The organism is Methanofastidiosum sp. (assembly GCA_013178285.1).
Lineage (GTDB): Archaea > Methanobacteriota_B > Thermococci > Methanofastidiosales > Methanofastidiosaceae > Methanofastidiosum.
Genome location: JABLXD010000001.1, coordinates 110,329 through 136,117, shown reverse-complemented (window position 1 = coordinate 136,117; position 25,789 = coordinate 110,329). Strand labels below are relative to the sequence as shown.

Annotated in this window: 32 protein-coding genes and 2 tRNA genes; 22 read left to right on the top strand and 12 right to left on the bottom strand. The window is 34.0% G+C overall.

Going from position 1 to position 25,789, the window contains the following annotated elements:
- Position 1 precedes the first annotated feature (1 nt).
- A complete protein-coding gene (locus HPY60_00810) occupies positions 2-1,153 on the bottom strand; it encodes an aminotransferase class I/II-fold pyridoxal phosphate-dependent enzyme (GenBank protein ID NPV49725.1) in 1,152 nt (383 codons plus the stop codon).
- A gap of 73 nt (positions 1,154-1,226) precedes the next feature.
- Between HPY60_00810 and HPY60_00805 the strand changes: the two genes are divergently transcribed.
- The gene (locus HPY60_00805) at positions 1,227-2,270 is read left to right on the top strand and encodes an N-acetyl-gamma-glutamyl-phosphate reductase (protein NPV49724.1); all 1,044 of its coding nucleotides are present in this window, start codon (positions 1,227-1,229) and stop codon (positions 2,268-2,270) included.
- A gap of 9 nt (positions 2,271-2,279) precedes the next feature.
- A complete protein-coding gene (gene argB / locus HPY60_00800) occupies positions 2,280-3,119 on the top strand; it encodes an acetylglutamate kinase (GenBank protein NPV49723.1) in 840 nt (279 codons plus the stop codon).
- On the opposite strand, the gene HPY60_00795 is transcribed toward argB, so the two are convergent.
- Positions 3,114-3,800 (bottom strand): TIGR00289 family protein, encoded by a 687-nt coding sequence (locus tag HPY60_00795; protein ID NPV49722.1) that lies wholly within the window; start codon positions 3,798-3,800, stop codon positions 3,114-3,116. The two genes, argB and HPY60_00795, sit on opposite strands and share 6 nt — an antisense overlap.
- A 50-nt stretch (positions 3,801-3,850) precedes the next feature.
- Between HPY60_00795 and HPY60_00790 the strand changes: the two genes are divergently transcribed.
- The 4 genes from HPY60_00790 (at position 3,851) to HPY60_00775 (ending at position 7,412) form a co-directional block, all read left to right on the top strand.
- A complete protein-coding gene (locus HPY60_00790) occupies positions 3,851-5,323 on the top strand; it encodes a hypothetical protein (GenBank protein ID NPV49721.1) in 1,473 nt (490 codons plus the stop codon).
- Positions 5,299-5,934: a stage II sporulation protein M gene (locus HPY60_00785; GenBank protein NPV49720.1), complete on the top strand. Its 636-nt coding sequence runs from the start codon at positions 5,299-5,301 to the stop codon at positions 5,932-5,934. The genes HPY60_00790 and HPY60_00785 overlap by 25 nt, the downstream gene beginning before the upstream one ends.
- 58 nt (positions 5,935-5,992) lie before the next feature.
- Positions 5,993-7,060, top strand: coding sequence for a mechanosensitive ion channel family protein (locus HPY60_00780; protein NPV49719.1), 1,068 nt, complete (start codon positions 5,993-5,995; stop codon positions 7,058-7,060).
- Between the two features lie 73 nt (positions 7,061-7,133).
- On the top strand, positions 7,134-7,412 hold the full coding sequence (locus tag HPY60_00775) for a small nuclear ribonucleoprotein (GenBank protein ID NPV49718.1): 279 nt from the start codon (positions 7,134-7,136) through the stop codon (positions 7,410-7,412).
- Here the strand turns inward: HPY60_00775 and HPY60_00770 are convergent, their stop codons facing one another.
- A complete protein-coding gene (locus tag HPY60_00770; GenBank protein ID NPV49717.1) occupies positions 7,413-7,922 on the bottom strand; it encodes a deoxyuridine 5'-triphosphate nucleotidohydrolase in 510 nt (169 codons plus the stop codon).
- Between the two features lie 49 nt (positions 7,923-7,971).
- Between HPY60_00770 and HPY60_00765 the strand changes: the two genes are divergently transcribed.
- A complete protein-coding gene (locus tag HPY60_00765; GenBank protein ID NPV49716.1) occupies positions 7,972-8,796 on the top strand; it encodes a class I SAM-dependent methyltransferase family protein in 825 nt (274 codons plus the stop codon).
- On the opposite strand, the gene HPY60_00760 is transcribed toward HPY60_00765, so the two are convergent.
- Entirely contained in the window at positions 8,793-9,086 is a 294-nt protein-coding gene (locus tag HPY60_00760; GenBank protein NPV49715.1) for a hypothetical protein, read from the bottom strand. The two genes, HPY60_00765 and HPY60_00760, sit on opposite strands and share 4 nt — an antisense overlap.
- Before the next feature lie 146 nt (positions 9,087-9,232).
- On the opposite strand from HPY60_00760, the gene HPY60_00755 reads away from it, so the two are divergent.
- The 7 genes from HPY60_00755 (at position 9,233) to HPY60_00725 (ending at position 15,943) form a co-directional block, all read left to right on the top strand.
- Complete coding sequence (locus tag HPY60_00755) at positions 9,233-9,787, top strand: hypothetical protein (protein ID NPV49714.1); 555 nt, start codon at positions 9,233-9,235, stop codon at positions 9,785-9,787.
- Complete coding sequence (locus tag HPY60_00750) at positions 9,774-10,427, top strand: protein-L-isoaspartate(D-aspartate) O-methyltransferase (GenBank protein ID NPV49713.1); 654 nt, start codon at positions 9,774-9,776, stop codon at positions 10,425-10,427. Before HPY60_00755 ends, HPY60_00750 begins: the two co-directional genes overlap by 14 nt.
- A complete protein-coding gene (locus HPY60_00745; protein NPV49712.1) occupies positions 10,415-11,839 on the top strand; it encodes a radical SAM protein in 1,425 nt (474 codons plus the stop codon). Before HPY60_00750 ends, HPY60_00745 begins: the two co-directional genes overlap by 13 nt.
- Positions 11,823-12,815, top strand: a complete 993-nt coding sequence (gene dph2 / locus HPY60_00740) for a diphthamide biosynthesis enzyme Dph2 (protein ID NPV49711.1) — start codon at positions 11,823-11,825, stop codon at positions 12,813-12,815. Before HPY60_00745 ends, dph2 begins: the two co-directional genes overlap by 17 nt.
- Before the next feature lie 80 nt (positions 12,816-12,895).
- Positions 12,896-13,795 carry a hypothetical protein gene (locus HPY60_00735; GenBank protein ID NPV49710.1) on the top strand — a complete coding sequence of 300 codons (900 nt, stop codon included), beginning with the start codon at positions 12,896-12,898 and terminating at the stop codon, positions 13,793-13,795.
- A 167-nt stretch (positions 13,796-13,962) separates the two neighbouring features.
- A complete protein-coding gene (locus HPY60_00730) occupies positions 13,963-15,192 on the top strand; it encodes a DEAD/DEAH box helicase (protein ID NPV49709.1) in 1,230 nt (409 codons plus the stop codon).
- A gap of 64 nt (positions 15,193-15,256) precedes the next feature.
- Complete coding sequence (locus HPY60_00725) at positions 15,257-15,943, top strand: methyltransferase domain-containing protein (protein ID NPV49708.1); 687 nt, start codon at positions 15,257-15,259, stop codon at positions 15,941-15,943.
- Here the strand turns inward: HPY60_00725 and HPY60_00720 are convergent.
- Positions 15,936-16,214 (bottom strand): DUF504 domain-containing protein, encoded by a 279-nt coding sequence (locus tag HPY60_00720; protein ID NPV49707.1) that lies wholly within the window; start codon positions 16,212-16,214, stop codon positions 15,936-15,938. The two genes, HPY60_00725 and HPY60_00720, sit on opposite strands and share 8 nt — an antisense overlap.
- Before the next feature lie 81 nt (positions 16,215-16,295).
- Here HPY60_00720 and HPY60_00715 point away from each other — a divergent pair, with 81 nt between their 5' ends.
- The gene (locus HPY60_00715; protein ID NPV49706.1) at positions 16,296-17,006 is read left to right on the top strand and encodes a potassium channel family protein; all 711 of its coding nucleotides are present in this window, start codon (positions 16,296-16,298) and stop codon (positions 17,004-17,006) included.
- On the opposite strand, the gene HPY60_00710 is transcribed toward HPY60_00715, so the two are convergent.
- Positions 17,007-17,078, bottom strand: a tRNA-Ala gene (locus HPY60_00710).
- 87 nt (positions 17,079-17,165) lie between these two features.
- On the opposite strand from HPY60_00710, the gene HPY60_00705 reads away from it, so the two are divergent.
- Positions 17,166-17,903: a two pore domain potassium channel family protein gene (locus HPY60_00705; protein NPV49705.1), complete on the top strand. Its 738-nt coding sequence runs from the start codon at positions 17,166-17,168 to the stop codon at positions 17,901-17,903.
- Here the strand turns inward: HPY60_00705 and HPY60_00700 are convergent.
- Genes HPY60_00700 through HPY60_00690 form a run of 3 tightly spaced genes read right to left on the bottom strand, consistent with a single transcriptional unit; the run spans position 17,900 to position 19,153 of the window.
- Positions 17,900-18,760, bottom strand: coding sequence for a topoisomerase (locus tag HPY60_00700; GenBank protein NPV49704.1), 861 nt, complete (start codon positions 18,758-18,760; stop codon positions 17,900-17,902). The two genes, HPY60_00705 and HPY60_00700, sit on opposite strands and share 4 nt — an antisense overlap.
- Positions 18,757-18,921 (bottom strand): 50S ribosomal protein L37e, encoded by a 165-nt coding sequence (locus tag HPY60_00695; GenBank protein ID NPV49703.1) that lies wholly within the window; start codon positions 18,919-18,921, stop codon positions 18,757-18,759. Before HPY60_00695 ends, HPY60_00700 begins: the two co-directional genes overlap by 4 nt.
- A gap of 1 nt (position 18,922) precedes the next feature.
- Complete coding sequence (locus HPY60_00690) at positions 18,923-19,153, bottom strand: small nuclear ribonucleoprotein (GenBank protein ID NPV49702.1); 231 nt, start codon at positions 19,151-19,153, stop codon at positions 18,923-18,925.
- 112 nt (positions 19,154-19,265) lie between these two features.
- Here HPY60_00690 and HPY60_00685 point away from each other — a divergent pair, with 112 nt between their 5' ends.
- Positions 19,266-19,763, top strand: a complete 498-nt coding sequence (locus HPY60_00685; GenBank protein ID NPV49701.1) for an RNA-binding protein — start codon at positions 19,266-19,268, stop codon at positions 19,761-19,763.
- Here the strand turns inward: HPY60_00685 and glmS are convergent, their stop codons facing one another.
- Positions 19,764-21,503, bottom strand: a complete 1,740-nt coding sequence (gene glmS / locus HPY60_00680) for a glutamine--fructose-6-phosphate transaminase (isomerizing) (protein ID NPV49700.1) — start codon at positions 21,501-21,503, stop codon at positions 19,764-19,766.
- Between the two features lie 185 nt (positions 21,504-21,688).
- Between glmS and HPY60_00675 the strand changes: the two genes are divergently transcribed.
- Positions 21,689-22,663: a hypothetical protein gene (locus tag HPY60_00675; protein NPV49699.1), complete on the top strand. Its 975-nt coding sequence runs from the start codon at positions 21,689-21,691 to the stop codon at positions 22,661-22,663.
- Positions 22,663-23,835 (top strand): M20 family metallopeptidase, encoded by a 1,173-nt coding sequence (locus HPY60_00670; GenBank protein ID NPV49698.1) that lies wholly within the window; start codon positions 22,663-22,665, stop codon positions 23,833-23,835. Before HPY60_00675 ends, HPY60_00670 begins: the two co-directional genes overlap by 1 nt.
- On the opposite strand, the gene HPY60_00665 is transcribed toward HPY60_00670, so the two are convergent.
- On the bottom strand, positions 23,836-24,060 hold the full coding sequence (locus HPY60_00665) for a hypothetical protein (GenBank protein ID NPV49697.1): 225 nt from the start codon (positions 24,058-24,060) through the stop codon (positions 23,836-23,838). It lies immediately after the preceding gene.
- A gap of 89 nt (positions 24,061-24,149) precedes the next feature.
- Here HPY60_00665 and HPY60_00660 point away from each other — a divergent pair, with 89 nt between their 5' ends.
- From HPY60_00660 to HPY60_00650, 3 genes are read left to right on the top strand one after another with little or no spacing between them, the layout of a single operon-like run.
- Positions 24,150-24,611 carry a signal peptidase I gene (locus HPY60_00660; protein NPV49696.1) on the top strand — a complete coding sequence of 154 codons (462 nt, stop codon included), beginning with the start codon at positions 24,150-24,152 and terminating at the stop codon, positions 24,609-24,611.
- Positions 24,608-25,012 carry an NUDIX hydrolase gene (locus HPY60_00655; GenBank protein ID NPV49695.1) on the top strand — a complete coding sequence of 135 codons (405 nt, stop codon included), beginning with the start codon at positions 24,608-24,610 and terminating at the stop codon, positions 25,010-25,012. The genes HPY60_00660 and HPY60_00655 overlap by 4 nt, the downstream gene beginning before the upstream one ends.
- A gap of 4 nt (positions 25,013-25,016) precedes the next feature.
- Positions 25,017-25,670 (top strand): endonuclease III, encoded by a 654-nt coding sequence (locus HPY60_00650; GenBank protein ID NPV49694.1) that lies wholly within the window; start codon positions 25,017-25,019, stop codon positions 25,668-25,670.
- A 10-nt stretch (positions 25,671-25,680) separates the two neighbouring features.
- On the opposite strand, the gene HPY60_00645 is transcribed toward HPY60_00650, so the two are convergent.
- Positions 25,681-25,755: transfer RNA gene (locus tag HPY60_00645), tRNA-Ile, on the bottom strand.
- Positions 25,756-25,789: the final 34 nt, after the last annotated feature.

Genomic DNA, 25,789 nt, shown 5'->3' with positions numbered 1-25,789 from the left:
ATCAAATCCTCTTCATTACTTTTTCAATTCTGTCCATCGCCTCAGCTAGGTCACTCTGAGGAACATCAGCAAATGAAAATCTTACATACCCATCCCAATCTTTTCCAAAAGAAATCCCTGGCACACATAATACCTTTGCGACCTTCAATAAGAACTTTGCAAAGCCCAACGAATCCATTCTATAAGATGAAACATCTGAGAATGCATAATATGCACCTTCAGGGAGATTTGAAGGAAGTCCAATCTCGTTTAATCTCTTAACAACAAAATCTCTTCTTTTCTTGTATTCTTCAGTTGTTGCTTTCACAAAATTTAAGGAAGTTTCATCATTTACTGCCTTTAGTGCAGCTACTTGGATAAAGTCTGGAGCACTTACAACTAGACTATTGTGTATGGGCAGGATGTTATTGATTATATCTTCAGTTGAATGCATATAACCTATCCTCCATCCTGTCATAGAGTAGGCCTTTGAAAATCCTGATAAAGTTACTATATTCTCCTTTCCATATTTTGCAATACTTTCATGCTTTTTTTCAAAAACAATGTAATCATATATTTCATCGGATATTACAAGAAAATCTTGGTTAACTGCCATTCGTTGTAGTTTCTTTAGTTGCATCCCATCGTATATTTTACCCGTGGGATTATTTGGTACATTAATTAACATAGCTTTTGTTTTGTCATCTACTAAATCTTCAATAGCTTCAATATCAAGAGAGAAATCGCCCTCTTTGCAAGGAACTTCCACAATATCTGCCCCAACAAATCCTGCCATTATCCTAAAAAAAGGATGTGACGGCGTTGGAATAATGACTTTGTCCCCTTTTTCTGCATAGCTAAGAAGAGAAATTGATATGCCTTCACTTACCCCGACCGTTACAAGTATCTCTTCAGGCGTTGCATCAATTTTATTGTAATCTCTCATTTTGTTTGCAAGAGCCACCCTTAATTCCTCAATCCCACGCGATAGGGTATATTTGGTATGTCCTTCATCAAGAGCTTTTTTTGCAGCGTTTATTACAGGAAGAGGTGTCTTAAAAACAGGTTTTCCCTGGCCCATATTAATAAGACCTTCAACTTTTTTAGCAAGCTCATTCATTTCTTCTATACCCGATAATTTAATCTTTGAAACACCAGAAGTAACTTTTACCATACCCTCTACTTAGTGAAAATTATATTTAATAATTTCGGTATTAAACCTTAAAAGCAAATTGCATCTAGTTTTAATCATGATAGCTAGTATTATTGGGGCTACAGGATATACGGGCGGAGAGTTGTTAAGGCTTCTTTTAAATCACAAAAATATCGAAATAGGGGCCTTGACATCAGAAAGTTATGCAGGCAAGAAGGTTTCCGATGTTCATCCAGGTCTCTTTGGATTAGTTGACCAGAGTTATGTAGCTTTGGACATGAACAAGATAATAGATGAATCTGATATTATCTTTGCAGCGTTGCCGCATGGGGCGTCAAATGAGATTATCTCAAAAATCTATTCCATTAATGAAAACGTTAACTTAATCGATTTGAGTGGAGATTTCAGATTCGATGATTTAGCAGTGTATGAAGAATGGTATAAAATAAAACATACAGATCCTGAACTAAATAAAAAAGCTGTTTTTGGATTACCTGAATTATACAAAGAAAAAATAAAAAAAGCAAAACTAATTTCAAATCCAGGATGTTACCCAACTAGTGCAATTTTAGGATCAGCGCCTCTTTTGAAAAATAAAATTGTTAAGGCTGATGTAATTGCTGACTCAAAGTCCGGAGTTTCAGGCGCAGGTAAAAAACTTACTAACAATACTCATTTCCCAGAAGCTAATGAAAACTTTTCAGCTTACGGAATAGCAACCCACAGACATTCACCTGAGATTCAGCAGGAGATGGAAAAACTTTTTGGCGGTAAGGTAAATCTGTCATTTACTCCGCATCTTGTTCCAATAAATAGAGGAATACTTACAACAATCTATATGACTTTCAACGAGTTTATGGAAACAAAAGAAGTCATTGATCTTTACCATGAATTCTACAAGGACTGTCCATTTGTTAGAGTTTTGGACGAAGGCAAATTCCCACAGACCAAGGCAGTTTCTGGTTCTAATTTCTGTGATATAGGAATTAAATCAGATAAGAGAACAGGTAGGGTAATTGCAGTTTCAGCAATTGACAATCTTGTTAAAGGCGCTTCAGGACAAGCCGTTCAAAACATGAATATAATGATGGGTTTTGATGAAAAAGAAGGGCTTAAGGTAGTTCCTCTTTATCCATGAGGTGTATAAATGTTTGATGATCTTTACAATAATCTAGAAGATATAAAAGAATTAAAGGACAAATTAGTCGTGATAAAATATGGCGGTCACGCAATGAAGGACGAAGAACTAAAAATGGCCTTTGCTAAAGATATCTCTCTTGTTAAATCTCTTGGCGCATCGCCCGTTATTGTTCATGGTGGGGGGCCTGAAATAACTTCAATGCTCGATAAGCTAGGAATCAAGTCTGAATTCTACAAAGGACTTAGGATAACTGAAAAGGACGCAATGAAAGTTGTTGAGATGGTTCTCCATGGATCAGTTAATAGAGAACTTGTAACTTTGATTAATAATGAAGGTGAATCTGCAGTTGGTCTTTCAGGTAGAGATGGCAGCATAGTAAAAGCATCTAAAAAGAGTGTTGACGGGGTAGATCTCGGTTTTGTTGGGGACATCAATTGTGTTAATACTTGGCTACTGTGGGCTCTAGTTGACGAAGGTTACATACCTGTTATTTCTCCCATAGGGGAGGGTGATAACGGAGGATACAACGTAAATGCTGATGAATTTGCCTATTCTATTGCAGCAGCTATGGGCGCAGAAAAACTGTTGTTAATTACTGATGTAGATGGAATATACCTTGATCCAAACGATTCATCAACAAGGATTCCACTTTTAACTGAAAAAGATGCAGATGACATGATCCAAACTGGGAAGATATCGGGGGGCATGATTCCTAAAGTAACCTCTTCTATTTCTGCGTTAAAAGAAGGCGTAGGAGAAGTTCATGTAATAAATGGTAAGACAAAACATGTCATCCTTCAAGCTCTAATAAATCCAGAAAGTTGTGGGACAAGAATAGTTCTATGATTTGTCTTTAAGAGCAACTGAATCTATCCATAAGGTCCCATTTAAATTTTCTACTATTTTTCTTGATTTTTCTATTACAAGTTTCTTTTTGAATATGGGGGCGTCTATAACAAAAGTTTCGTATTCTCCTCCTTCACCAGCAATATGCACACCATATTTCTTGTTTAAAATATTCAATTTAGCTAGTATTTCTCGATCAATAACTTTTCCAAGATAAGATTCATCAAGTCCAAGTGCGGAAATCGATACAATAACAGCTTTAAAATCATTATCAATTAGAGATTCCATATAGCTGTTAGTGTCTGTTTTCCACAAAGGGGCATAGTGGAATATCCCGTAATGGTCAGCAATCTTTTGTATCCTCTCTCTCTGATAATTCGATTCAATTGCACCAGTTATTATTCCGTCTATTTCTTTATTTCTTACAAATTCACCAATTATATTGTGTAATTCTACTACTTCCTTTTCCTTTTCACCTTTGACCCCTTTTCTTATCAAAGGTATACCCATAGCCTCGGCTTGAAAAGATGTCAAAGAGATGTTGGGGACGTGAAACATGTATGAATCGTCTCTTTCTGACTCTAGAGATAGAAGATATACAACTTCGTGACCTTCTTTAATTGCAAGATATGCTGCATAAAGAGAGTCTTTTCCACCAGAGAATAAAGATAGCATTCTCATAATTTGAAATAACTCCAAAAATTTAAATACTTTCTGCCATATTAAGATTTATGAAAAAGATTTTGGTAATACCTGTATTTGGCATTATTCTACTATCTTTATTTTCTCCAATAGCTTTAGCTCAAAAAGAAAATATTTTGTTTTATGGAAAAAGCCTAGGAAAAATTGAAGATTCACTTAAAGCCAATTATAATATTACTAAAGTTCAACAGATTCCACAAGATATTTCTTCTTACAGAGTCATTGCCATAATATCCCCTGACAAAGGCATTCCTTCAGAAGAGATCCCCAAGATTCTTGATTTTGTAACTTCAGGAGGATCTTTAGTAATTATAGCCGAAGATTTTACTGAAGCAAGTTCAATATCACAGATTAATAGACTTCTTTCATCTTTAAAAATCGAATTTAATGTAGACAGAGTATATGATGATTCAAGTAATTTGAATTATAATACTAACGTTTTGATAATAGGAGACAACAGTTATCCTCCTTCAAAAGGCGTTTCTAAAATATTATATGTAAGTGGTTCAAGCCTCAAAGGAACATATGATGGAGAATTAAAAAGTAATATCACTTCTTATTCTAAGAATTACGATGAATTTGAAACTTACAAAAAGGGAGAACGACCTCCCGTTTCTGGATATATTAAATATGGAACTGGAATTATATTGCTTATAGGCGACAAATCAATTTTCGAAGATGAATATGTAATTCAAGAAGATAATGCCCTTTTTACTTTGAATCTATTTGATTTTGCCGCAGAAAATTCTGATCTTATTGACCAGAGACTCCAATACAAAGAATATTACGATGAAGAAATCAATTCATTTTTACCATATTTTGATTCTATGAATAATAATGGATTTTCTGAAATTAAACCAACTGAAACTAACACGATTAATTCCTTAATTCAACAAGCACAAAATCAATACTCTTTTGGTTTATACCGAGAAGCGTATGTATCTATTTTTCAAGCAGTAACTATTTTTGAATCTCAAATGAGTTCTATTGATGATGATTTCAAGGAAAAACTTCAGAAAGCAAAAAATTTAGAAAGCGAGGCGAAAAGCAAAGGCGTTGCAGCTTCAGATCAAGCTGTATTTGACGAAGGAGTTTATTATTTAACTCAAGCCGAAAAAGAGAATAATCTTAATAAAAGAATAGAACTGATCAATAAAGCCATTGAGATACTTGAAAATTTTGGTCAAGGAGATATGCAAAGGGCTAAGATTGAAATTGATACCGCAGAAAGTAAATTAAAAGAAGCAGAGAAGACACTATTTTATGAAGCCGATGTCCAGAAAGCAGAAGAGCTTTTAACTGATTCAAAAAAACTTTTCAATAGAGGGAAATACTCTGATGCAATCTCAATAGCCACAGAGTCTCAAAGATACTCTGAAAGAGCTATAGAAAAATACAATATATTTAAAATAATACTTGGTCTTGGACTTCTATTAGGGGCATTATTGCTCATGATTATTACAAAGAGGATATTATCATGGAAGGCACAAAAGAAAAAATAACTTCTTTTTACAAAAATGAAGTATTTCAAACAATAAGGAAAAATAATAATTTGATGTTATTGTCATTGGGATTATTTCTCTTAGGATCTATTTCAGGATTTTATATTTTTAAAGTTTTATTGAATAACAATCCCCAAGTAATTGATACATTCCTAAAAGAATTTCAAGATATGTTTGGGCCTTTGAAGGAAATGACCTCTTTTGAATTATTCTATACAATATTTTTCGTGAATACAAGAACATCTTTTTTGATAATGATGCTTGGAGTTTTCATCGGATTTTTTCCTTTCATGTCTTTATGGGGAAATGGAACTGTATTGGGACTCTTATATGGAAAATTCATTGCAGAAGGGGGAACACCTTTAGTCTTTTTAATGGGAATATTGCCACATGGAATTATAGAAATCCCTGCAATCTTGATAGCGGCATCACAAGGATTTAGACTTGGAAAAGAAATTATTTCGCCCCCCTTGGGTAAATCAAGGTCTGAATCTTTAAGAGATAACATAAGAAATGGGCTTAAACTTTTTGCAATAATAGTTCCCATGTTGATAATTGCAGCTTTAATTGAGGTCTACATCTCTGCATACCTCTTCAATGCAAATCTATAGTTAGTCGTTATATTTATAAATGATTAACTTTCCTGACTTTAAGCGCTAGGTGGATAAAATGGACATAACTTCTCTGCTCTCACAAACTTACTTTGATAATACGATTGTTTCTTATTTAATCTTCTTTTTAATTACTGCTGGTTTTGTAATCGTTGGAAAAATCTTGTATTATTTTTCAAAGACTCTTCTAAGAAGATTTACAAAGAAAACGCAAACTAAATTTGATGATATCTTGGTCGATATGGTGGAGGAACCGCTCCTCATATTTATTGTAATTCTAGGATTGAGAGTCGGATGGGGATTTTTATCATTTCCTAATTATCCCCTAATCCCCACATACTATGGTCATATTCTTTACATGATTATAACTTTAAACATTGCTTGGTTTATATCAAGATTTTTAGATTCTTTGATTGAGAACTATCTTCTTCCTATAACGCAAAAAACTAAAACTGATTTAGATGATCATCTCTTGCCAATAATTAGAAAAATTATTAGTGTGATAGTTTTTGGAATAGCAATTATAACAATATTGGATGAATTTGGAATTGAAATTGGGCCGATGCTTGCTGGTTTAGGAATTGGTGGGCTTGCATTTGCTCTTGCTTCAAAAGATCTTATCAGTAATTTATTTGGGTCAACTACAGTCTTACTTGATAAGCCTTTTTCACTAGGAGATTGGATAAAAATTGGAGATTACGAAGGATTTGTAAGAGAAATTGGTATACGGACAACGCAAATTGAAACTTTTGAAGGTTCATTTATTTACATTCCAAACTCTAAATTCACCCAAAATGAAGTAGAGAATATTTCTAGGCGCTGGGCAAGAAGAATGAAAATGACAATTGGACTTACTTATAATATGAACTCTCAGAAAATTAAAAAAGCTAAAGAACTTATAAAAGATGCCATTGTTTCAGAAGAAGGCACCTCAAAAGAGAAGATTATGATTAATTTTACAGAGTTTGGTGATTTTTCTAAAAATATAATGGTAATATACTGGGTTACAGACACTTCAAATTATTTCAATATAGTTGATAGTATCAATTTCAAGATAATGGAATCTTTTGAAGCCCATAAAATTGAATTTGCCTTCCCAACACAAACAATAGAGTTAGTCAAATAATTTATTAGAGTTATAATAAATATTCATGAAAATAGACGGAAATTCTTTTAAAGGACATAATTCAATTCTCTTCATGGACGACAGAGAAGAAAACTATGAACAACAGGAAGAATATCAGAGCGCAGGTGCTGAAAAACCTTTTGACATTGTTCACAAAAATATTGGTGAAACAGTCAGTATAGTCCTAAAGGATGGCAGGAAGATTGATGGAACTTTAGCTGGTTATGACTTAGAGCTTAATCTTGTGATGGAAAATGTCAAGATCCTCCGAGGAGAAGAAGTTAAAGGAAAGCCTTTAATTATAGTAAGGAGGAACAATATTCTTGCAATTGGAGATCATGTTTTAATTTGATTAAATATTTTCTTTTAGAAAAATCCCATTGTATAATGATTCATCTGTTAATGTTCTCATAAAGACTAGTTGCAGAACTCTTGCATCCTTGAAAATTTTTATGCCTTTTTCGTTATCAACTGAAAGCAAAGATTCACTTCTTCCACTATATCCTCTATCCCAAACTGCTGTTCCTACATTTGCACCACATCTCAAAAGAGTTGAGCGTGGTCTACCCAGGGCAACTATATTTGGGGGAATATTTACAATTTCATTGTATATTATTTTGTAAACGCCTTTTTTTAGAAAAACAAAATCCTCAATAAAATCAATTTTTTCTGTTTCAGAGAGCTTTCTTTTTTCATTACTAAAATCCACTACTCCTTCAGATAAAATATTGTGAATCTCTCTTACTGTCATATCAAACCCATTTGGGGTAATTTGGGTGTCGATATCAATATAGTTTTGAATAAGATTATTTTTTGATATAAGCTCCCTAATTTCGTTTCCTGTAAGAACACAACTTTCCATAAAATAATTTAATTGAAAACCTTTTATGTATTTTGGATTAATACTTATCGTGGAAGATAAGAGGATAAAAGAACTTAGAGAGCTACTAGAGACTAAGATCTCTGAAGAAGACATTAGAAAAATAATGAAAAGTTATGAGCAACTTGGAGATATCATCATTATTTCAATTCCTGATGAATACAAGGAATTAAAAGAGTTTATTGGGAAAAGTTTTTTCGATAGCTTTGAATGTCAGACTGTTTTAGAAAAGGGTTTTGTGTCGGGTGAATTTAGGATTCCTTACTATAAAAAAATAATAGGTAATGGATTTGTTACAATACACAAAGAGAATGGAATATTCTATAAAATTGACCTTTCAAAAGTCATGTTTTCTTCAGGGAATATAGCTGAGAGAATAAGGATGGCCCATGTATCTTCTCCAGATGAAGTTATCATAGACATGTTTTCTGGAATCGGATATTTCACTCTGCCTTTAGCAAAATACGGGAAGTCCATGGTATGGGCATTAGAAAAAAATCCTAATAGCTATGAACTCCTCTTGGAAAATATAAATCTAAACAGATTAACAGGGAGAGTTTTTCCTGTAAATACTGATTGTCTTGATTTTGATCCTGACTTTAAAGCAGAAAGGATAGTCATGGGATATTTCTCAGACGATGAAAAGTTTCTTCTTAAGGCATTGGGCATGATAAAAGATGGCGGTATAATCCATTATCACAATACCGTTCCAGAAAAATCTGAATCTTCTTTTAAGAAAGATATTGAAGCTATTCTATCTAAAAAAGGAAGAAAATTGGAGCCAGTTTATTATCGTAAAATTAAGAAATATTCTCCCGGAGTGTGGCATGTAGTTTTTGACTTTAAAGTCATCTAATACATTCGTCTTCTCCTTAAATCATCAAATGCGCCACAATAATTCTGTCTTTCTTGAGCAATCCTTGCCTTTTTAATCATCTCAAGAATTATTTTCTTTTCCTTTTTTAGCTTCCTTTCTCTAGCATCCAGGATCAAAACAAAAATCCCCAAAACAAAAAGTGAAGCAATTACTAATGAAAGTATCAAAAGCATTGTCGGACTGTCTATTAGGCTAAAATATATCGAAAAATAACCACCTAAAATTAGACCTAGGCCCAATATCGATAATCCAATAAGCCTTTTTATCATTAAATGTCTCCGGTTATACTTATCTCTTCTTTCCAGTTTTTATAATTTATGGTAAAATTCAATATATTCTTTTAAAATAAAAATTATTATTGGAGACCATCTATTTTTCCGATAACTATTTTAAAGATAAAATATTCATAAAAATTGTGTGTAAGCATAATGACTATGAAATCCTGAAAAAAAGAGGAAGGCAAGAGTTAAGAAAATGTAACATTTGCGGTGAAGTTTTTCAAATTGTCGTTGATAAAGAATCTTTTATTAAAATCACTGCAGTTATATCTTACTTTGAGGAATCTAAGAAAATATTAATCGATGCAGATGAAAACAAAATGTTTGAAGTTGGGGAATTATTAGAAATAAACAAGAAAAAATACTATGTCAATCATATCGATGCTAATAGAAAAGGCGATTCTGCACTTGCCAAAGATATAAATACATTGTACATAATACCTGAGGATATTCCGGCTGTACTCAAAATTACTTTAAGAACTGAAAATGGTCACCTTTCTCTTAGAGCATTTGCTGAAAGAAATGAAGTCTTTTCTAAAGGGGATAATATTACTATTGATGATTACGATATGGTAATTGATAAAATACTTGCTTTGAATGGCTATGAACCTTCTGCGCCAGCATCTGATATAAGGAGAATTTACTGCTCAGAATCCGCTAGAAGTGGAAGGAGTCTTGATGTCCATAAATGACGAAACTAGATACAAAATGGTCTTTTATCTTGAAAAACTTGGCTACGTTAAAAGCGAAACTGTCAAAAAAGCATTTCTAAAAGTCGATAGGAGTAAATTCATCCCTGAAAATCTTAAGGAAGAAGCCTATAGGGACAGCCCACTATCAATCGGATGTGGACAGACCATCTCAGCACCTTCAATGATAGCATTGATGCTAGAAGTTTCAGACCTTAAACTAGGACTAAAAATATTAGAGATAGGAGCGGGATCCGGGTATAACGCTGCATTAATAGCCGAAATATGCGGAGAAGAAAATGTTGTTACAATAGAAAGGATACCTGAAGTTTATCAATTTGGGATGGAGAATCTAAAACGAGCAGGATACAAGGTAAAGGTAGCTCTTGGAGACGGGACAAAAGGATACCAAGAAGATGCGCCATACGATAGGATAATTGCAACTGCGGCAGCCCCAGAAGTTCCACAAAGCTGGAAGGACCAACTAAAAGAAGGAGGTATGATAATAGCGCCTGTTGGTAGAGAAAGGTACTACCAAGAGCTTTTAGTATTAAAAAAGAAAAAGGACGGCACATTTGGCTCCAATAAATACGGGGGTTGTGTATTTGTGCCCTTGGTAGGAGAGGATGGGTGGAAGGAGTAATGAGATTCATAGAATACGGCACTATTAAAAAAAAAGCGCCCAATAGATTTGCTTTAATCTATCCAGACGTGTATCGTGCCGGAAACTCAAATCTTGGACTTCATTACGTCTATAATATTGTAAATGAAAATGAAGGATTTTCAATAGAAAGATTTTTTTCAGACTTTGAAAGATCGATAGAAACTCAAGACATGTTAAAAAATTTCAAAGCATTACTATTTTCATTGAACTATGAGTATGGGGTAATTAATTTACTAAAGATTTTAAAAAAGAATAACATACCCCTACTAAGAGAGGCTAGAAAGGAGCATCTTGTTATAACTGGTGGACCACTTAATGTTAATCCATTTGTTTTGGATGATGTCTTTGACATCGCATTTATAGGAGATGCAGAAAGATCACTTGTAGAGTTCTTAGATATTTATTCTGGCCTCGACGATCCAAAAAAACAAATTGAAGAGTTTAGTAGGGTAGAGGGCCTCTACATCCCGGAAATTCATAAAGAAAATACGATTAAAAGAAGAATAGAGAAACTTTCTTACCACCCACTTTATGAGCCTATTCAGTGGGGGGATTTCGAGGAGTCATTCAATAAAACATTTCTTTTGGAGGTATCAAGGGGTTGCAGAAGCAGGTGCAAATTCTGCCTCACAGGAAATGCTTTGGGGCCTTATCGGGAGAGGAGTAAAGAGGAATTAATTAATATAATCAAGGAAGGACAAAAGAGGACTAAGTTTGAAAAGATCGCCTTGATTGGATCAGATATGCCTTCATCTCTTGACAAAATTATCAAAAGTTTAAGTGAATTAGGATTTCAGATATCCCTACCTTCACTAAAGCTTAGAGACATAGATGAGGCCACTATACCTTTGCTTGGGCAAGATACTATAACTTTAGCCCCTGAATCTTCAGAATCCTTAAGATGTGAAATAGGAAAATGCTACAAAGATGAAGAGTTTTTTGAAAAAATAAATCTTATAAAAAAATACTCTAAATCAGTAAAATTATATTTTATATTTGGGCTTCCTGCAGAAGAACAGAGAGATCTGGATGGGATTATAAGCTTCATAAATAAATCAAGAAAAATAATTAGGACAAAATCATCCTTTAATCCATTTGTCCCAAAGCCGCACACACCATTTGAAGATTATGTATTCAATTTCCCTGAATTAAAGGAGAAGATGAAATATATCAATAAAAATATAAAAGATGCCAGAATAGAAGATTTAAAGAGTGCATTTATCCAGTATGTTATATCACTTGGAGGAAGCGATACTGGAAAGTTTATTATTGACAGTGTAGAGAACAATAAAAATCTAACTTATTCTTCCTTCAGTAAAGCAATAGAGAAAGGAGAAATTGTTGTTCCATCAAAAGAAAAGGAGTGGAAGAGAATTGGAGTATCAGTTTGATTTAGGCCCACTGTTTAAGAGATTAAAAGAATTGAATGTTAAGAGAGTGGGATTGGTATTACCAGAAGGATTAAAAATTTATGCAGACTACATCTCTAGCGAACTTAAAAAACAAGGATACGAAGTAGTTATTTCGGGAAACTTTAACTACGGTGCTTGTGATGTACCAAATCTTGAGTTCGATGAAGTATGCGACTGTTTAGTTAATTTTGGGCATGCACCACTACCTGTTGAAAGTAAGATCCCAATGGTATTTATTGATGTTGACTTTGTTTTCCCATACATGGAGATATTAAAATCAAATATAGGCTTACTTAAAAAAGAAGGAAAAAGAGCCGGATTAGTATCAACTGTAAATTATGTGAAGGAACTTCCAAAAGTAAAAGAGTATCTTGAAAATGAAGGATTTGAAGTGTTTATTGGAAAAGGGGATACAAGAGTAAAATATCCGGGACAAGTCTTGGGTTGTGACTTTTCATCCGCTTCAAGTGTTTCAGACAAAGTTGATTTTTTCATATTTGTGGGGGAAGGAAGGTTCCATCCTTTAGGAGTTGCAATATCTACTGAGAAGAAGGTTTTTGCTTTTGATTGTGATGGGATATACTCGTTGAATGATTACAAGGATAAGATCCTAAAAGAACGGTTTGGGGCAATATTTAGGGCCAAAGATTCAAAGAAGTTTGGAGTAATAGTTTCCTCTAAGAAAGGACAAAAGAGGATGTCTTTAGCAAAAATACTAAAGAGAAAGATAGAAGATTCTGGATTCATTGCAGATATAATTTTGATGGATGAAGTTTCACCGGATAAGATATATGGATTTGATTATGATAGCTATGTCGTATGTGCTTGTCCAAGAATTGGAATTGACGATGCAAAGAGGTACAAAAAACCTTTATTGACCCCAAAAGAGCTTGAAATAGTGCTTAATGGAAAAGAAGATTATGTTATGGATGAAATAGATCAAGACGATTTTTGAGTAAGCCAACGATAATTAATATCGGCAGAAAAGGATATATTTAAATATCGATTTGTCATTTTGTATGTAAAGGTGCAATTATGAATAAAAGATATATTTCTTTAAGTATAGTATTATTAATAACTATTGGCACGTTGCCAGCTCTTTTTGGGCAAACCGACGAGGAAAGTGAAAATAGCGAATTTCCAAATTTTGATTGTTATCAAATAAAAATGCTTCAATCTGATAGTGCAATTTTGAATGCTGGCGATTCCCCTAAGATATATTATCCACCAGTAGTGCTTAATGAATGCTGGTATCTTCTAGAAATACAAGGCACTACAGAATGCGGGAACTGCCTCCCTAATTGGGAAATAGGTATAGGATTCAAAGATTTACCTGAAGGCATTGATTTTATTAAATTAGATGAAAATGACGAATATGTAATGAAATTTTTTGGGCGTGAAGATTGTGGATCGGTAAAGCAAGAACTATATTTTCCAGGCATCTTATTAAATTATGTAACCCATGTTAGAGTCGAAAACAAGACTATAGAAGATAGTGAGTATCCTGTATGTCCAATTGAATTTTCTTGGGAACTATACTCAATTTGTTCATGTGAGAAGGGAAAACAAGCACTTTATCCAAAAGTTGATATCGAACAGTTCTCTGTAACTGGTGGACCAACAGTCATAAAAGACGGAAAAATACTATCTGGATTTGAAGTTGTACCTGGTGTGCAACAGACAATGATTCAGGTAGAAAACAGAGGATTCTTTACACAGAACGATGCAAGAGTTAAGTTCTTGGGATTACCACAAGGCGTAACTGTTGAAATAACTCCAAATACACAGACAATCAAGGCCCATAATATAGGAACATACAGCGCAACATTTACAGTTGGATCAAACGTTCCATCGGGAACATACGATATTGCTATGGTGGCGTTCTCACCAAGCGGTATCTTTGATACAATAAGAATACAACTAGTTGTTCCATAAATTAATTTTAATTTTTAAAATTCTATTTTTTCTATTAGAAACGCTTATAAATGAATTTTAGGTCCTTAAGTTTAGTAGCATTACTAATTTTGAGAGGGCACTTGCTCAATTTTTGAACATTTCGCTTTTTCTATGGGCAATGCTGAATTTAATAAGAGGTAAATAGAATGAATTTTGAAAGCTTAGGCTTAAGTAGAGAGCTACTTATCGCCATAAAAAAATTAGGATTTAGCACACCAACAGAGATACAAAAAATGTCAATACCAGACATTATGGAGGGTAAAGACATAATTGGTGAATCGTCAACAGGCTCAGGCAAAACATTGGCCTTTGGCTGCGGAATAGTTGAGCAAGTAACTCCAAAAGATGGGTTACAGGCATTAGTTCTCACACCAACTAGAGAACTTGCAGAACAGGTGAAAGAATCCCTTAGACAAATTTCTAATCAGAAAAACTTGAAGGTTATTCCTGTATATGGTGGAGTATCTATTAATCAACAGATTAAAGATATACCAAAAGCCCAAGTAGTTATAGCTACTCCTGGCAGATTAATGGACCACCTCCAAAGAGGAACAATAAATCTTTCTAAAATCAAAATCCTAGTCTTAGATGAAGCAGACAGGATGCTAGACATGGGATTCTTAGATGATGTTGAAAGAATAATAATGCAATGCCCAACAAATAGGCAAACATTGTTTTTCTCTGCAACTATCTCAAGAGAAATCAAGAGATTGTCCAACAAATACATGATTAAACCAACAAGTGTGACAGCAGAAAAGATGGTTGACCCAGAAAAACTAAAACAGGTTTATTACGATATACCAAGAAATATGAAACTATCCCTTCTCGTTCACCTACTACAAACTGAAAACTCTGACCTTGCAATGATATTTTGCAACACAAGAAACACTACAGACTATGTTGTAAAAAATCTCAAAGCAAATAATATTAGGGCAATTGCAATACACGGTGGCTTAACTCAAAATAAACGTACAAAAAGTATCAAGCAATTTAATAACTCCAAGTCAGGCGTATTGGTATGCACCGATGTTGCTGCAAGAGGCCTCCACATAGACAATGTCTCTCACATCTATAACTATGACATCTCAAATGATTCTAACGATTATGTCCACAGGATAGGTAGAACTGCAAGAGCTGGGGAGTCTGGCAAAGTGATTAATCTATTGACTGATAGGGATTACAATAACTTTACAAAAATACTTGACACATACCCATCATTTACAATTGAAAGTGTTGAAAGACCATATTTGAAGAAAATAATGGCTATTACAGTAGATAACGAAAGATATTCTCAAGAACCTAGAAGGTATTCTCAGAAAGACAGAAGACATTCACAAAGAAGAAATAAATCACGCAGTTACCACAAGGGAAATTAATATATAATTTCTTTTTATTCTTTTTAATAGATAACTTTAATTATTTTAAAATTAGTTTAGATTCATGAAAGGTGTAAAAAAACACTTTGAAGAAGAAGCTTCAGAATTTGATAATATTATTCTTAAGTTAGTCCCACATTATACTCAAATGATCGATGCATTAGTTTTAGCCATTCCTTTTAATCAAAAAGATCCTATTAAAGTCATTGACCTAGGATGCGGAACTGGGTATGTATCAATGAATATAAAAGAAAGATTCCCTAATTCAAATCTAACTTGCCTTGACTTCGCCGAGAATATGATTGCTAAGGCTAAACTCCGATTGAGTAAGTACAAAGGTGTGAACTTTATTCTAAAAGACATAAGAAAATTTGAGTTTAATAAGAAGTATCATGCTGTCGTATCTTCTTTAGCATTGCATCATTTAGAAACAAAAAAAGACAAGATTAAATTTTATGAAAAAATATTTGATGCCCTTGAACCTGGCGGAGTATTTTATAATGCGGATATTATCCTAGGTTCAAATCAATATCTTCATGAGCAATATATATCGAAGTGGAAAGAGTTTATGTCTAAAAGCCTACCTGGAAATGAAATAGAGGATACTTGGATGGTAAAACATCACAAAGAGGATAGGCCTGAAATACTTTTAGATCAACTATCTTGGTTAGAGGATATTGGATTTAAAGAAACTGATGTCTTATGGAAATACTATAATTTTGCAGTATACGGTGGAACCAAGCCTAAATAAAAAGATCTCTAGGCAATGAGATAAGTAACCCCTCTACATCCTTTTTAAAAAGTATTTCTCCATTTTTATTAAAAATTAGTTTTATCCTGTGGAATGGGATTGTAGTTGTTTCAAAGTGTATGCCTGAGCTATCAAAGCTAGAAATATCACTACATATAATATACTTTAATGTTGGTCTTTTTTCTACCCAGTGAAGGTATCCTACTCCATAGTCATTTGGATCTTCTCCTCCATAGAATATTTTTGACAGTATATTTTTCGATTGATTCACACCATTACTTCGTTTTTGGAATATTAAAGATTAATCGAAATCTATCTATAAATTTAAATACTTGAACAAAAAAATATAGGCATGGACGAAAATAAATTAGAACGTTATTTTGAGATACCAATGATTATCTTTGGTATACTCGTTTTACCAGTTTTATATATACAAATGACCAGTACAAATCCTTTATTGAGAAGTATAGCATTTGTAATTGACGTTTTGATATGGCTTGCATTTCTAATAGAGTTTGTCACATTGATTTCAGTTACAAAAGATAAAAAGCGGTATGTAAAGACTAATTGGTTAAATCTTGCTATTATTGTATTATCTCCGCCATTACCTCTCAGAGCCTTACCAGGATTTGAGGCTTTAAGAATAATAAGAGTGCTGAGGGTATTGAGAGTATTTGTAGTTTTGAGCAGAGGGACAAAAGGATTTAAGAAATTTTACGCTAAAAATTCCATTAACTACGTTTTATACCTGACTGTTATTTTAGTTTTTATTTGCGGTTTTATCTTCTCAATATTTGAAAAAGGTAAATCATTTTTTGATGGAATTTGGTGGGCGATAGAAACTGTTTCAACTGTTGGATATGGTGACATAGCCCCACTTACTCCTGCAGGCAGAGCCTTAGGGATCGTCCTGATATTTTTAGGAATAGGTTTTATGTCAATGCTTACTGCAGCTATTTCTGCTTATTTCGTTGAGAAAGATTCAAACAGAGAGATGAAGCAGATTTTGGAAAAGCTTGATAAATTAAGCAAAGAGTTAGAAGAACTTAAGAAAAGTAAGTAGTGGACTGGGTGGGATTTGAACCCACGGCCTCTCCCATGCCAAGGGAGTGCGCTTCCACTGCGCTACCAGCCCTAAAGTTTATCATTAAAGTTTAATTTATAAAATTAATGGAATAGACACTTCCATATATTTAAATATCATTTTTTAATATACATAAACATGGAAGAAGAAAGGTTGCAGGGAATATTTGATGCAATAATGATCTTCTTTTCTTTACTAGTTATACCTGTAGTTTACATACTCTTATTTAGCAAAAATCAGACCTTCCTTTTATGGGCAACTATAGCAGATATAATCATATGGTTGGCTTTCGTCTTTGAATTAATAGTAATGCTTTCAATTACAAAGGAAAAAAAGAGATATTTGATAAATAACTGGATAAATTTATTGGTAATATTATTATCTCCTCCCTTTCCAACTGTTTTTTTCCACAAATTTAAGCTGATAAGATTACTGAGATTATCACGTCTTATAATTATGTTTGCAGTAATACGGCGAGGCACAAAAGAACTAAGTCACTTTTATGCGAGAAATTCCTTGATATACGTCTTAACATTAACTACTATTTTGACACTGTTATCGGGATTTTTATTTTCTGCAATTGAAGATGGATACACATTGTTTGACGGTGCATGGTGGTCAATTGAAACAATTGCCACTGTGGGATATGGGGATATATGGCCTAAAACTTTTAATGGAAGAATCCTAGCAATATTTGTTATTTTCATAGGGCTTGGATTAATGTCTGTAGTAACGGCTACAATATCTGCCTATTTTGTAAATAAAGATGCAATTGAAGATAAAAACGAAATGATGAAAGAACTAAAAAAACTAAGAAACGAAGTTAAATACCTAAAAGAGAAAATCGACAAAATCGATCAAAATAGGAATATTTAATTTTTATTAAGCTCTCGGCCCATCTTTATGAGTTTTAATACCTTGTATACATTTTCTTCAGATGGGGAAACTATAAAGTCATCAGAGGCTTCGACACGGTCAAGCCCTAGAATCTCTATGGCCTTCCTTATCTCGGAAGCAGTTGGGGACTGATCATTGGATATTTTTGACCAGTAAGTTTCAAGATCAAATATATTAAGAATCTTGGCTTCAAGATCCTTATACCTTGCTTCAAGTTCAAAAATCCTGTCCTCTTTAGATTTGAGTTCCTTTTTAATTTCAGAGTTCTCAAGTTCTATTTCATTCTTTTCAACGTTTAGCCTGTCTATATCCTCTTCAAGTTTGTTAATTAGTTCCTTCTCACTCTCTATACCTTCAAGAGTTTGCTCGAAAGTCCTTGTTTTCTTCTTTAAATCATCATTTTCTAACTTTAATGAAAACATGTCCTTTTCAAGAGAGCGCATGAATCTTTCTTTTTCTAATAATAAATCAATTGATTTAAGAGATTTTAATCCGATTCTAACAAGGCTGTTTTTAATTTCTTTTGATACTAAAAAAAGATCTGTGTGTTCCAGGTCACGGCCTTTTGGAAACTTTACTCTTTCTATTATGATCTCTTTTCCTTTTAGCTCTTCAAAAAGCCTTTCGGCAAGTTCTCTACCTGACCTATCTGCGTCTGTCGCAATTAAAACAATATCTGCACCAACTATTGATTTTTTAGCAATTTCAATGTTGGTAGTAGGAATTATAGAAGAAATTGTAACTCCAAATTCAGAACCCAAGGCTAGATCTTGTATAGCCTTTGATAAGGTCTCAACATCAGAAACTCCTTCAACTATAATCCTTGTGTCAATCATTTCCTTTTACACCAATTGTAGCTTCTCATCTTTGCAGATTTACCAAAGCCACATGATGCACAGATACCATGAGAAGCATGATACGAATGATTTCCACACCTTCTGCATCTCACATGTGTTTTATTGTTCCTCTTACCGTAGGAAGGTGTTCCTTTACTCATATTAATCCTCCAAACTTGGTGAAATCAAAACAACGTTGTCTCCTCTTACAACTACATGCCCTAGCTTCCTTACAGATTCTCCGTTCTGAAGCTCTTCAGCAGCCTCCATTACAAGATTCATATGAATATCATAACCTTTAAGAGTTCCTCTAAACTCTCTACCGCCTTTAAGCTCTACTAGGACATTGGAATCCAAAGCTCTGTGTATGATGTCGAGTGGTCTTTGAGCCAATATATCACCTATTATGAAATCATTATGAAATAGTATTTAAAGTTAACGGCGAAAAAATTTAAAAAAATATTCCTATAAACTTAAATACATAATAAAGACATATAAATCTTATATGAAGAAAAAACCGGTTCACGATTTAAAAAAAGGAGAAATAAAAGAGATTTTAAACTCTATTAGAAATCTTTTTGGAGAAAATATTTTACTGAGTATAGATACAAAGTCTTCATTTAAAATATCAAATTTGGATGAAAACATTGATTTGATATATGTAAACGATATACCTTCTTTTTTAAAACTGAAAAATTATTTCATACCTTCATTAAAGCTTTTAGTTTTACTTAGTAAAGAAGAGATACCACGGAAAATAGTAATCGACATGGGGGCAGTTCCATTTATAGCTAAAGGTGCAGATGTCATGAGGCCCGGGGTAAAGGAAGTTGATAGTGAGATTGAAAAGGATGGACCTGTAATTATCCTAGATGAAAAACATGGTAAGCCCATCGCAGTAGGGATAGCCTTGTATTCTTCAGAGGAGATATCTTCAATGAAAGAAGGCAAAGTTATTAAGACTCTTCATTATGTAGGCGATAAAATCTGGCAGGGAATTTGATTATTTTACAGTGACAGACTTTGCAAGGTTTCTTGGCTTGTCAATTGGGAGTCCTTTTTTTCTTGCAATATAGTATGTGAGAAGCTGTCCAATAACAACTGATAGAATTGCAAACTTACCGTCATTTATCGTGACATCTATTTTAAAGTCAGAATCCATCATATTGGCTATTTTAATAACTCTGGCCCCCCTAGCTTCAACTTCTTTTGCGTTTGAATACATGTCAAAGTCCTTACCTGGGATCAATGCGATAACTGGAGTTCCTGGTTCTATCAAAGCGATAGTACCATGCTTTAGTTCTCCTCCCATCATACCTTCTGCATGTATGTACGATATTTCCTTTAGCTTTAAGGCCACCTCTCTCGAAGGCGGATATGAAAGGCCTCTTCCAATTATATATATGTCTCTTTTATCATATAGCTCGTCGGCCATCTTCTTGATAATCTCTTCATTTTCTTTAATGATATACTCTATTTTTCCAGGGATTGTTTTCATGTTGACAGAAAAACCCAATAGGTAAGATAAATACAAGAGTGCCACAACCTGATTTGTAAAAGTCTTTGTGGCTGCTACACATATCTCAGGCCCCGCATGTATCTCAAGGGATATATCAGACATTCTCTGTAGTGTTGAGTGTGGAACGTTAACAAGAGATACTATCTTAGCACCTCTTTCTCTTGCCCACTTTGTCGCCGCCACGACATCCATTGTTTCCCCACTCTGAGATATCGCTATAAAGAGGGTGTCTTTGTCGACAAGCATAAAATTCTGAAATTCACTTGCAATCAATGTGTGAGCGTTCACACCAACTCTATTCAGGAAATAAATACCTAGAAGGGAGGCGTAATAGGAGCTACCCGCTGCAGTAAAAACTACCCTTTTTGAGTTCTTTATTAGATTTGCAATCTTATTGACCTTATCATGTTGCTCACCATCAAGTGAGTTTATTAGTCTTTGAGCTGCAATCGGCTGTTCATGGATCTCCTTTAACATGTAATGTGGGTAGTCTTGAACCGATTCTTCTTGAGATATTGCCCAAGTGAACTCATATATTCCTTTTTTTACTTCATTCCCGCTAGCATCATAAAACGTATACTTATCAGGGTCTATTATAGCAAACTCTTCATCTTCAAAAAATATTGCCTTGTTTGTAATATCAGAGAACGCATAAATATCTGAAGCAAGATAGAATCTATCATTAGCAAGTCCTAAAACTAGGGGCGAATCTTTCTTTATAGCGTAAATTCTATTTGTGCCTTTCTCGATAATAAGAATGGCATAGGTCCCCTCGATTCTTTTAATAAAACTTTTTATAGCATCAATAATATTTTTTGTTTTCAACTCTTCTTCAAAAAAATGTGAAATAACTTCCGAATCAGTTTCAGTTATAAAAACATGCCCTTTAGAAATTAGTTCTTTCTTTAGCTCTTCATAATTTTCAATAATCCCATTATGAACAGTAAATATGTTTCTATTACAGTCCCAGTGCGGGTGGGAATTTGTCTTTGTAACCCCCCCATGTGTTGCCCACCTTGTGTGGGAAATAGCACATGACGTGATAGAATCTTCTATAGAGTTGATGAATTTAGAGATCTCGCCTACATCTTTTTTTACATTACCTTCAACATCCGCGTAGCCTACAGAGTCATAACCCCTATATTCAAGTCTTTTCAATGACTTTAAGAGGTCATTTTTTATCGATATTTTGCCATCATTGATAATTCCAACGATTCCACACATGAAACCACACAAATAAAGCTTTTAATATCTATTTTAAAGTTTCGGATGAAACACTTATTTCGTAATAATAATCTAAATGAATTATTTCAATTAAATCAAAATAAAACTCAATATGGCCTTCTTTCAATTTCTAACGTTATTATAGGCCGTAAAACCTTTTAAGGGCACATAATACAATATTTCTAATGAACGAGTACCTTAAATCCATGGTTTCTGACGAAACATTTGGTGAAAAGATAGAAGAAGTAAAAGAAACACACATCTCGTACATATTTTTAACGAAAGATCATGCTTACAAAATTAAAAAAGATGTTAAATTTTCATTTCTCGACTATTCAACTTTAGACAATAGGGAATTTTTCTGTAAAGAAGAGTTTAAGATAAACAAGCTTTTGAGCCCCGATATGTATCTTGGCGTATCTCCACTAGTTAAAGAAGGTAATAATTTAGTCCTTTCAGAATCTGAGATGCCTCTAGACTATGCTATTATAATGAAAAGAATACCTGAAAAATATATAATGAAAAATTTAATTGAAAACAATAAGATAGAAAAAGAAACTCTTGAAGAAATAGCCTTGAAGATACTATTATTTCACAAAATGACAAATGTTGATTCTAATGGAAAGTATGGGTCGCTGGCGAATGTAAAAAAGAATGTAATGGATAATTTTAAGGACCTCGAATGTTTTATAGGAGATCTATTTTCAAGCGATGAATTTAACACACTCATTGGAAAAAATCTTGAGTTCATGAACAAAAACTCCGCTCTTTTTGACAAAAGAGTAAAAAAAAGTAAGATACTAGAAACACATGGCGATTTGCATTCCGGAAACATATTCGTGGCGCCAGAGGATATCTACATATTCGATGCCATTGAATTTAATCCAGCAATTAATACCACCGATGTTGCAGCTGAAATCGCATTTTTATGTATGGATTTAGAGTTTCTTGGAAGAGAGGATCTATCAAAAATCTTTTCTGAGAAATATATCCTTGAGAGTAATGATAAGGAAATTCAGAATCTTCTCTTATTCTATAAAAGTTATAGGGCGTGTGTCAGGGCAAAGGTCAATGGATACAGGGCTAGTGCAGATGGAAATGCCAAAGAACTTACAAAAAAATACTTCTATTTGGCCTTAAAATATGCGGAGGAGTTGTAGTGGGGATAAATGAAATAGCGTCAATGATTAGTTCAAATCTAGATAGGCAGGAAATGGTAGATTTTCTATTTAGTCTTATAGAAACTGAAACAGTAAATCCACCGGGTGATGAGTATCTATTGCATGACACAATAATGAAATGCATGAAGGAGATTGGGGCTGAAGTTGAAATAATCTCAAAGGATGAGAAGAGGCCTAATTACATCGGAAGGATAGGTAGTGGAAATCCGTCTGTTGCCATAATATCTCATATGGATGTTGTCCCCTCTGGAGAAGGCTGGACACAGCATCCATTCCAGCCATATGAAAAAGATGGTAAGATTTATGGCAGAGGTGCTTTGGATAACAAAGGTAGCCTTGCCGCATCATGGGCTGGAATAAAAGCACTACTTAAAAGCGGGCTTAAATTTAAAGGGACTATTTATTTTTGTGCAGTTTCTGACGAAGAGATGGGGTCTCATTTCGGTGTTGAATATATTGTAGAGAAGGGATTCAAACCGGACTATGCAATTGTTCCAGACAGCGGTTCAATAAACAAAGCAATTATCGGAGAAAAGGGCGCGGCCTGGTTTGATCTTGAAAGCTATGGAAAACAATCTCATGGATCAACACCAGAATTAGGGATCAATGCAATAATAAAAGTATCAAAACTTATATCTGACTTCGAAAAATTTGATTTCAATTTAAAATATGATTCTAGATTTACACCTCCAACAGTTAACGTCGGCATGATCTCTGGGGGAAATGCACCTAATATTGTAGCTTCAAGATGTAAAGTTACACTAGATGTAAGGTATCCTGTTGGAATAACAGAGAGCATGATACTAAAAAGAATCTCTGATGAAATAGATGTTTTAAAAAGTAAAGACAATGATGTAGATATACGATTGGGTGAGGTCACAACAAGACACTTTCCTCATGTAATAGAGCAAAATAGTAAATTAATTGATATATTCAAAAAAACTGCCCAAGAAATAGGCATGCCGCTTGAATTTGAAACGTCATCTGGAATAACAGTCGCAAAGATATTTAATTTGAATGGAATACCTGCAATTGCCCACTCTCCAGATTCTGATAATACTTGGCACATTTCTGATGAATATGTTAAAATAGAAAATTTAGAAAAATGTGCAGTTTTATGGGCATCTGTAATCTATGAGCTTGTAAAATAGTTACCTTCTGGCATAGTACTTGTCTAGATAGAATCCGTAATTCTGCTCTATCTCTTTTTGTACTTCATTTTTAAACTCTTCAACTTTTAGAATGCCTTTCTCTTCAAGCTTCTTTAAGAGTAGATCCAAAAAAACTTCTTGGTAAGATATCTCAAATATCATCCTGCCCCTTATTTCATCAGGATGGGCAGGTTCAATAGCATAATCATCACTCATTTCATCCATTAAATCACCACTTGGAACTATCCATAAACTTTTAAAAGGTTTCTTATATCTCATATTGTACTAAGCTATAGTTTTGGAAGTGAAAAAGAGTGGATTACAAGAAGGAAGGCAAGGAGATAGTAGAGGGCATTGTAATTGCCGTTGTGCTTTACTTAGTCATTAGTTTGACTTTGTCATATGCATTAAAAGTTGAAAATCCCGTGGCAGTTGTTATTTCTGGAAGCATGGAGCCTGTTTACTATAGAGGGGACATTATTGTAATCAAGGGAACTGATCCAAGCGATATACAGGTCGGAGACATTGTTGTTTACAAAAGGCCCTACCAGGACATACCCATAGTCCACAGAGCAATTAATATAATCGAAGAAGATGGAGCCCTATATTTTGTGACTAAGGGCGACAATAATCCTTTTGAGGATTCTTACTTTGAAAATGGTAAGAAACTTCCTGGCGTACCAGATTACGCTATTCTCGGAAAGAGCGTCATGAAGATTCCAAAACTCGGATACGTGACAATTTTCTTTAAGCGCCTTATTGGAGTTAGGATATGAGAAGGTTCCCTTCACTGGCAGTTGACATAATAATTTTTTTTGATAATAAATTAGTCCTTATAAAAAGAGAGAGGGAACCATTCAAAGATAGCTTTGCAATTCCAGGCGGATTTGTTGAGTACGGTGAAACAGTTGAGAATGCCGCACTAAGGGAAGCAAAAGAGGAAACAGGACTAGAAGTTACAAAACTAACTCTTTTTGGAGTATATTCAGAACCAAATAGAGATCCAAGAGGACATACAATCAGTATAGTTTTTCATGGAGAGGGCAAAGGTACCCCAAAAGCAGGAGACGATGCTAAAGAGTTATTCTTATTTGATTTAGTGAAAATACCGGAGAATCTTGCCTTTGATCATAACAAGATACTTCAAGATTTTTTAGAAAAATATAGAGGGGATTAACATCATCGATAATACAAACATCTCAGAGGTTTTAGGTGTGCTAAGAGAGGAGATAAAGAAGTTTTCTGTACCTATAGTTTCTGAAGTTGCAGCCGATAGAGACCCCTACAAAGTTCTTATCTCTTGTGTCTTGAGCCTTAGAACAAAGGATGAAGTTACCAAGAAGGCTTCCCTCAAGCTATTTGAGCGTGCAGACACAGCCAATAAAATGATCAATCTGAATGAATCAGAGATTGAAAAATTGATTTATCCTGTGGGATTCTATAAAACTAAGGCAAAAAGGATTATTGAGATGTCCCATAAAATTCTTGATGAGTATGGCGGAAAAGTTCCAGATACAATTGATGAGCTATTAAAACTTAAAGGCGTAGGAAGGAAAACTGCAAACATTGTTATAACTCTTGGATATTCAAAGCAAGGTGTGTGCGTCGATACTCATGTTCACAGAATTTCTAATAGATGGGGCTATGTCAAAACAAAAAATCCAATTCAAACAGAGTTCGCACTGAGAGAAAAGCTCCCACAGGAGCATTGGATTGAATATAATGATATTCTTGTCACATACGGTCAAAATGTTTGTGTACCTATTAGCCCAAAATGCAGTATCTGCCCAATTGAAAAATATTGCCCAAAAATAAGCGTATTAAAACATAGATAGAAGAACATAGTGGGCCCGCTGAGATTTGAACTCAGGACCTCCCGGTTATCAGCCGGACGCTATAACCAATCTAAGCCACGGGCCCATGTATATCACGGAAATATTAACAACGTATTTAA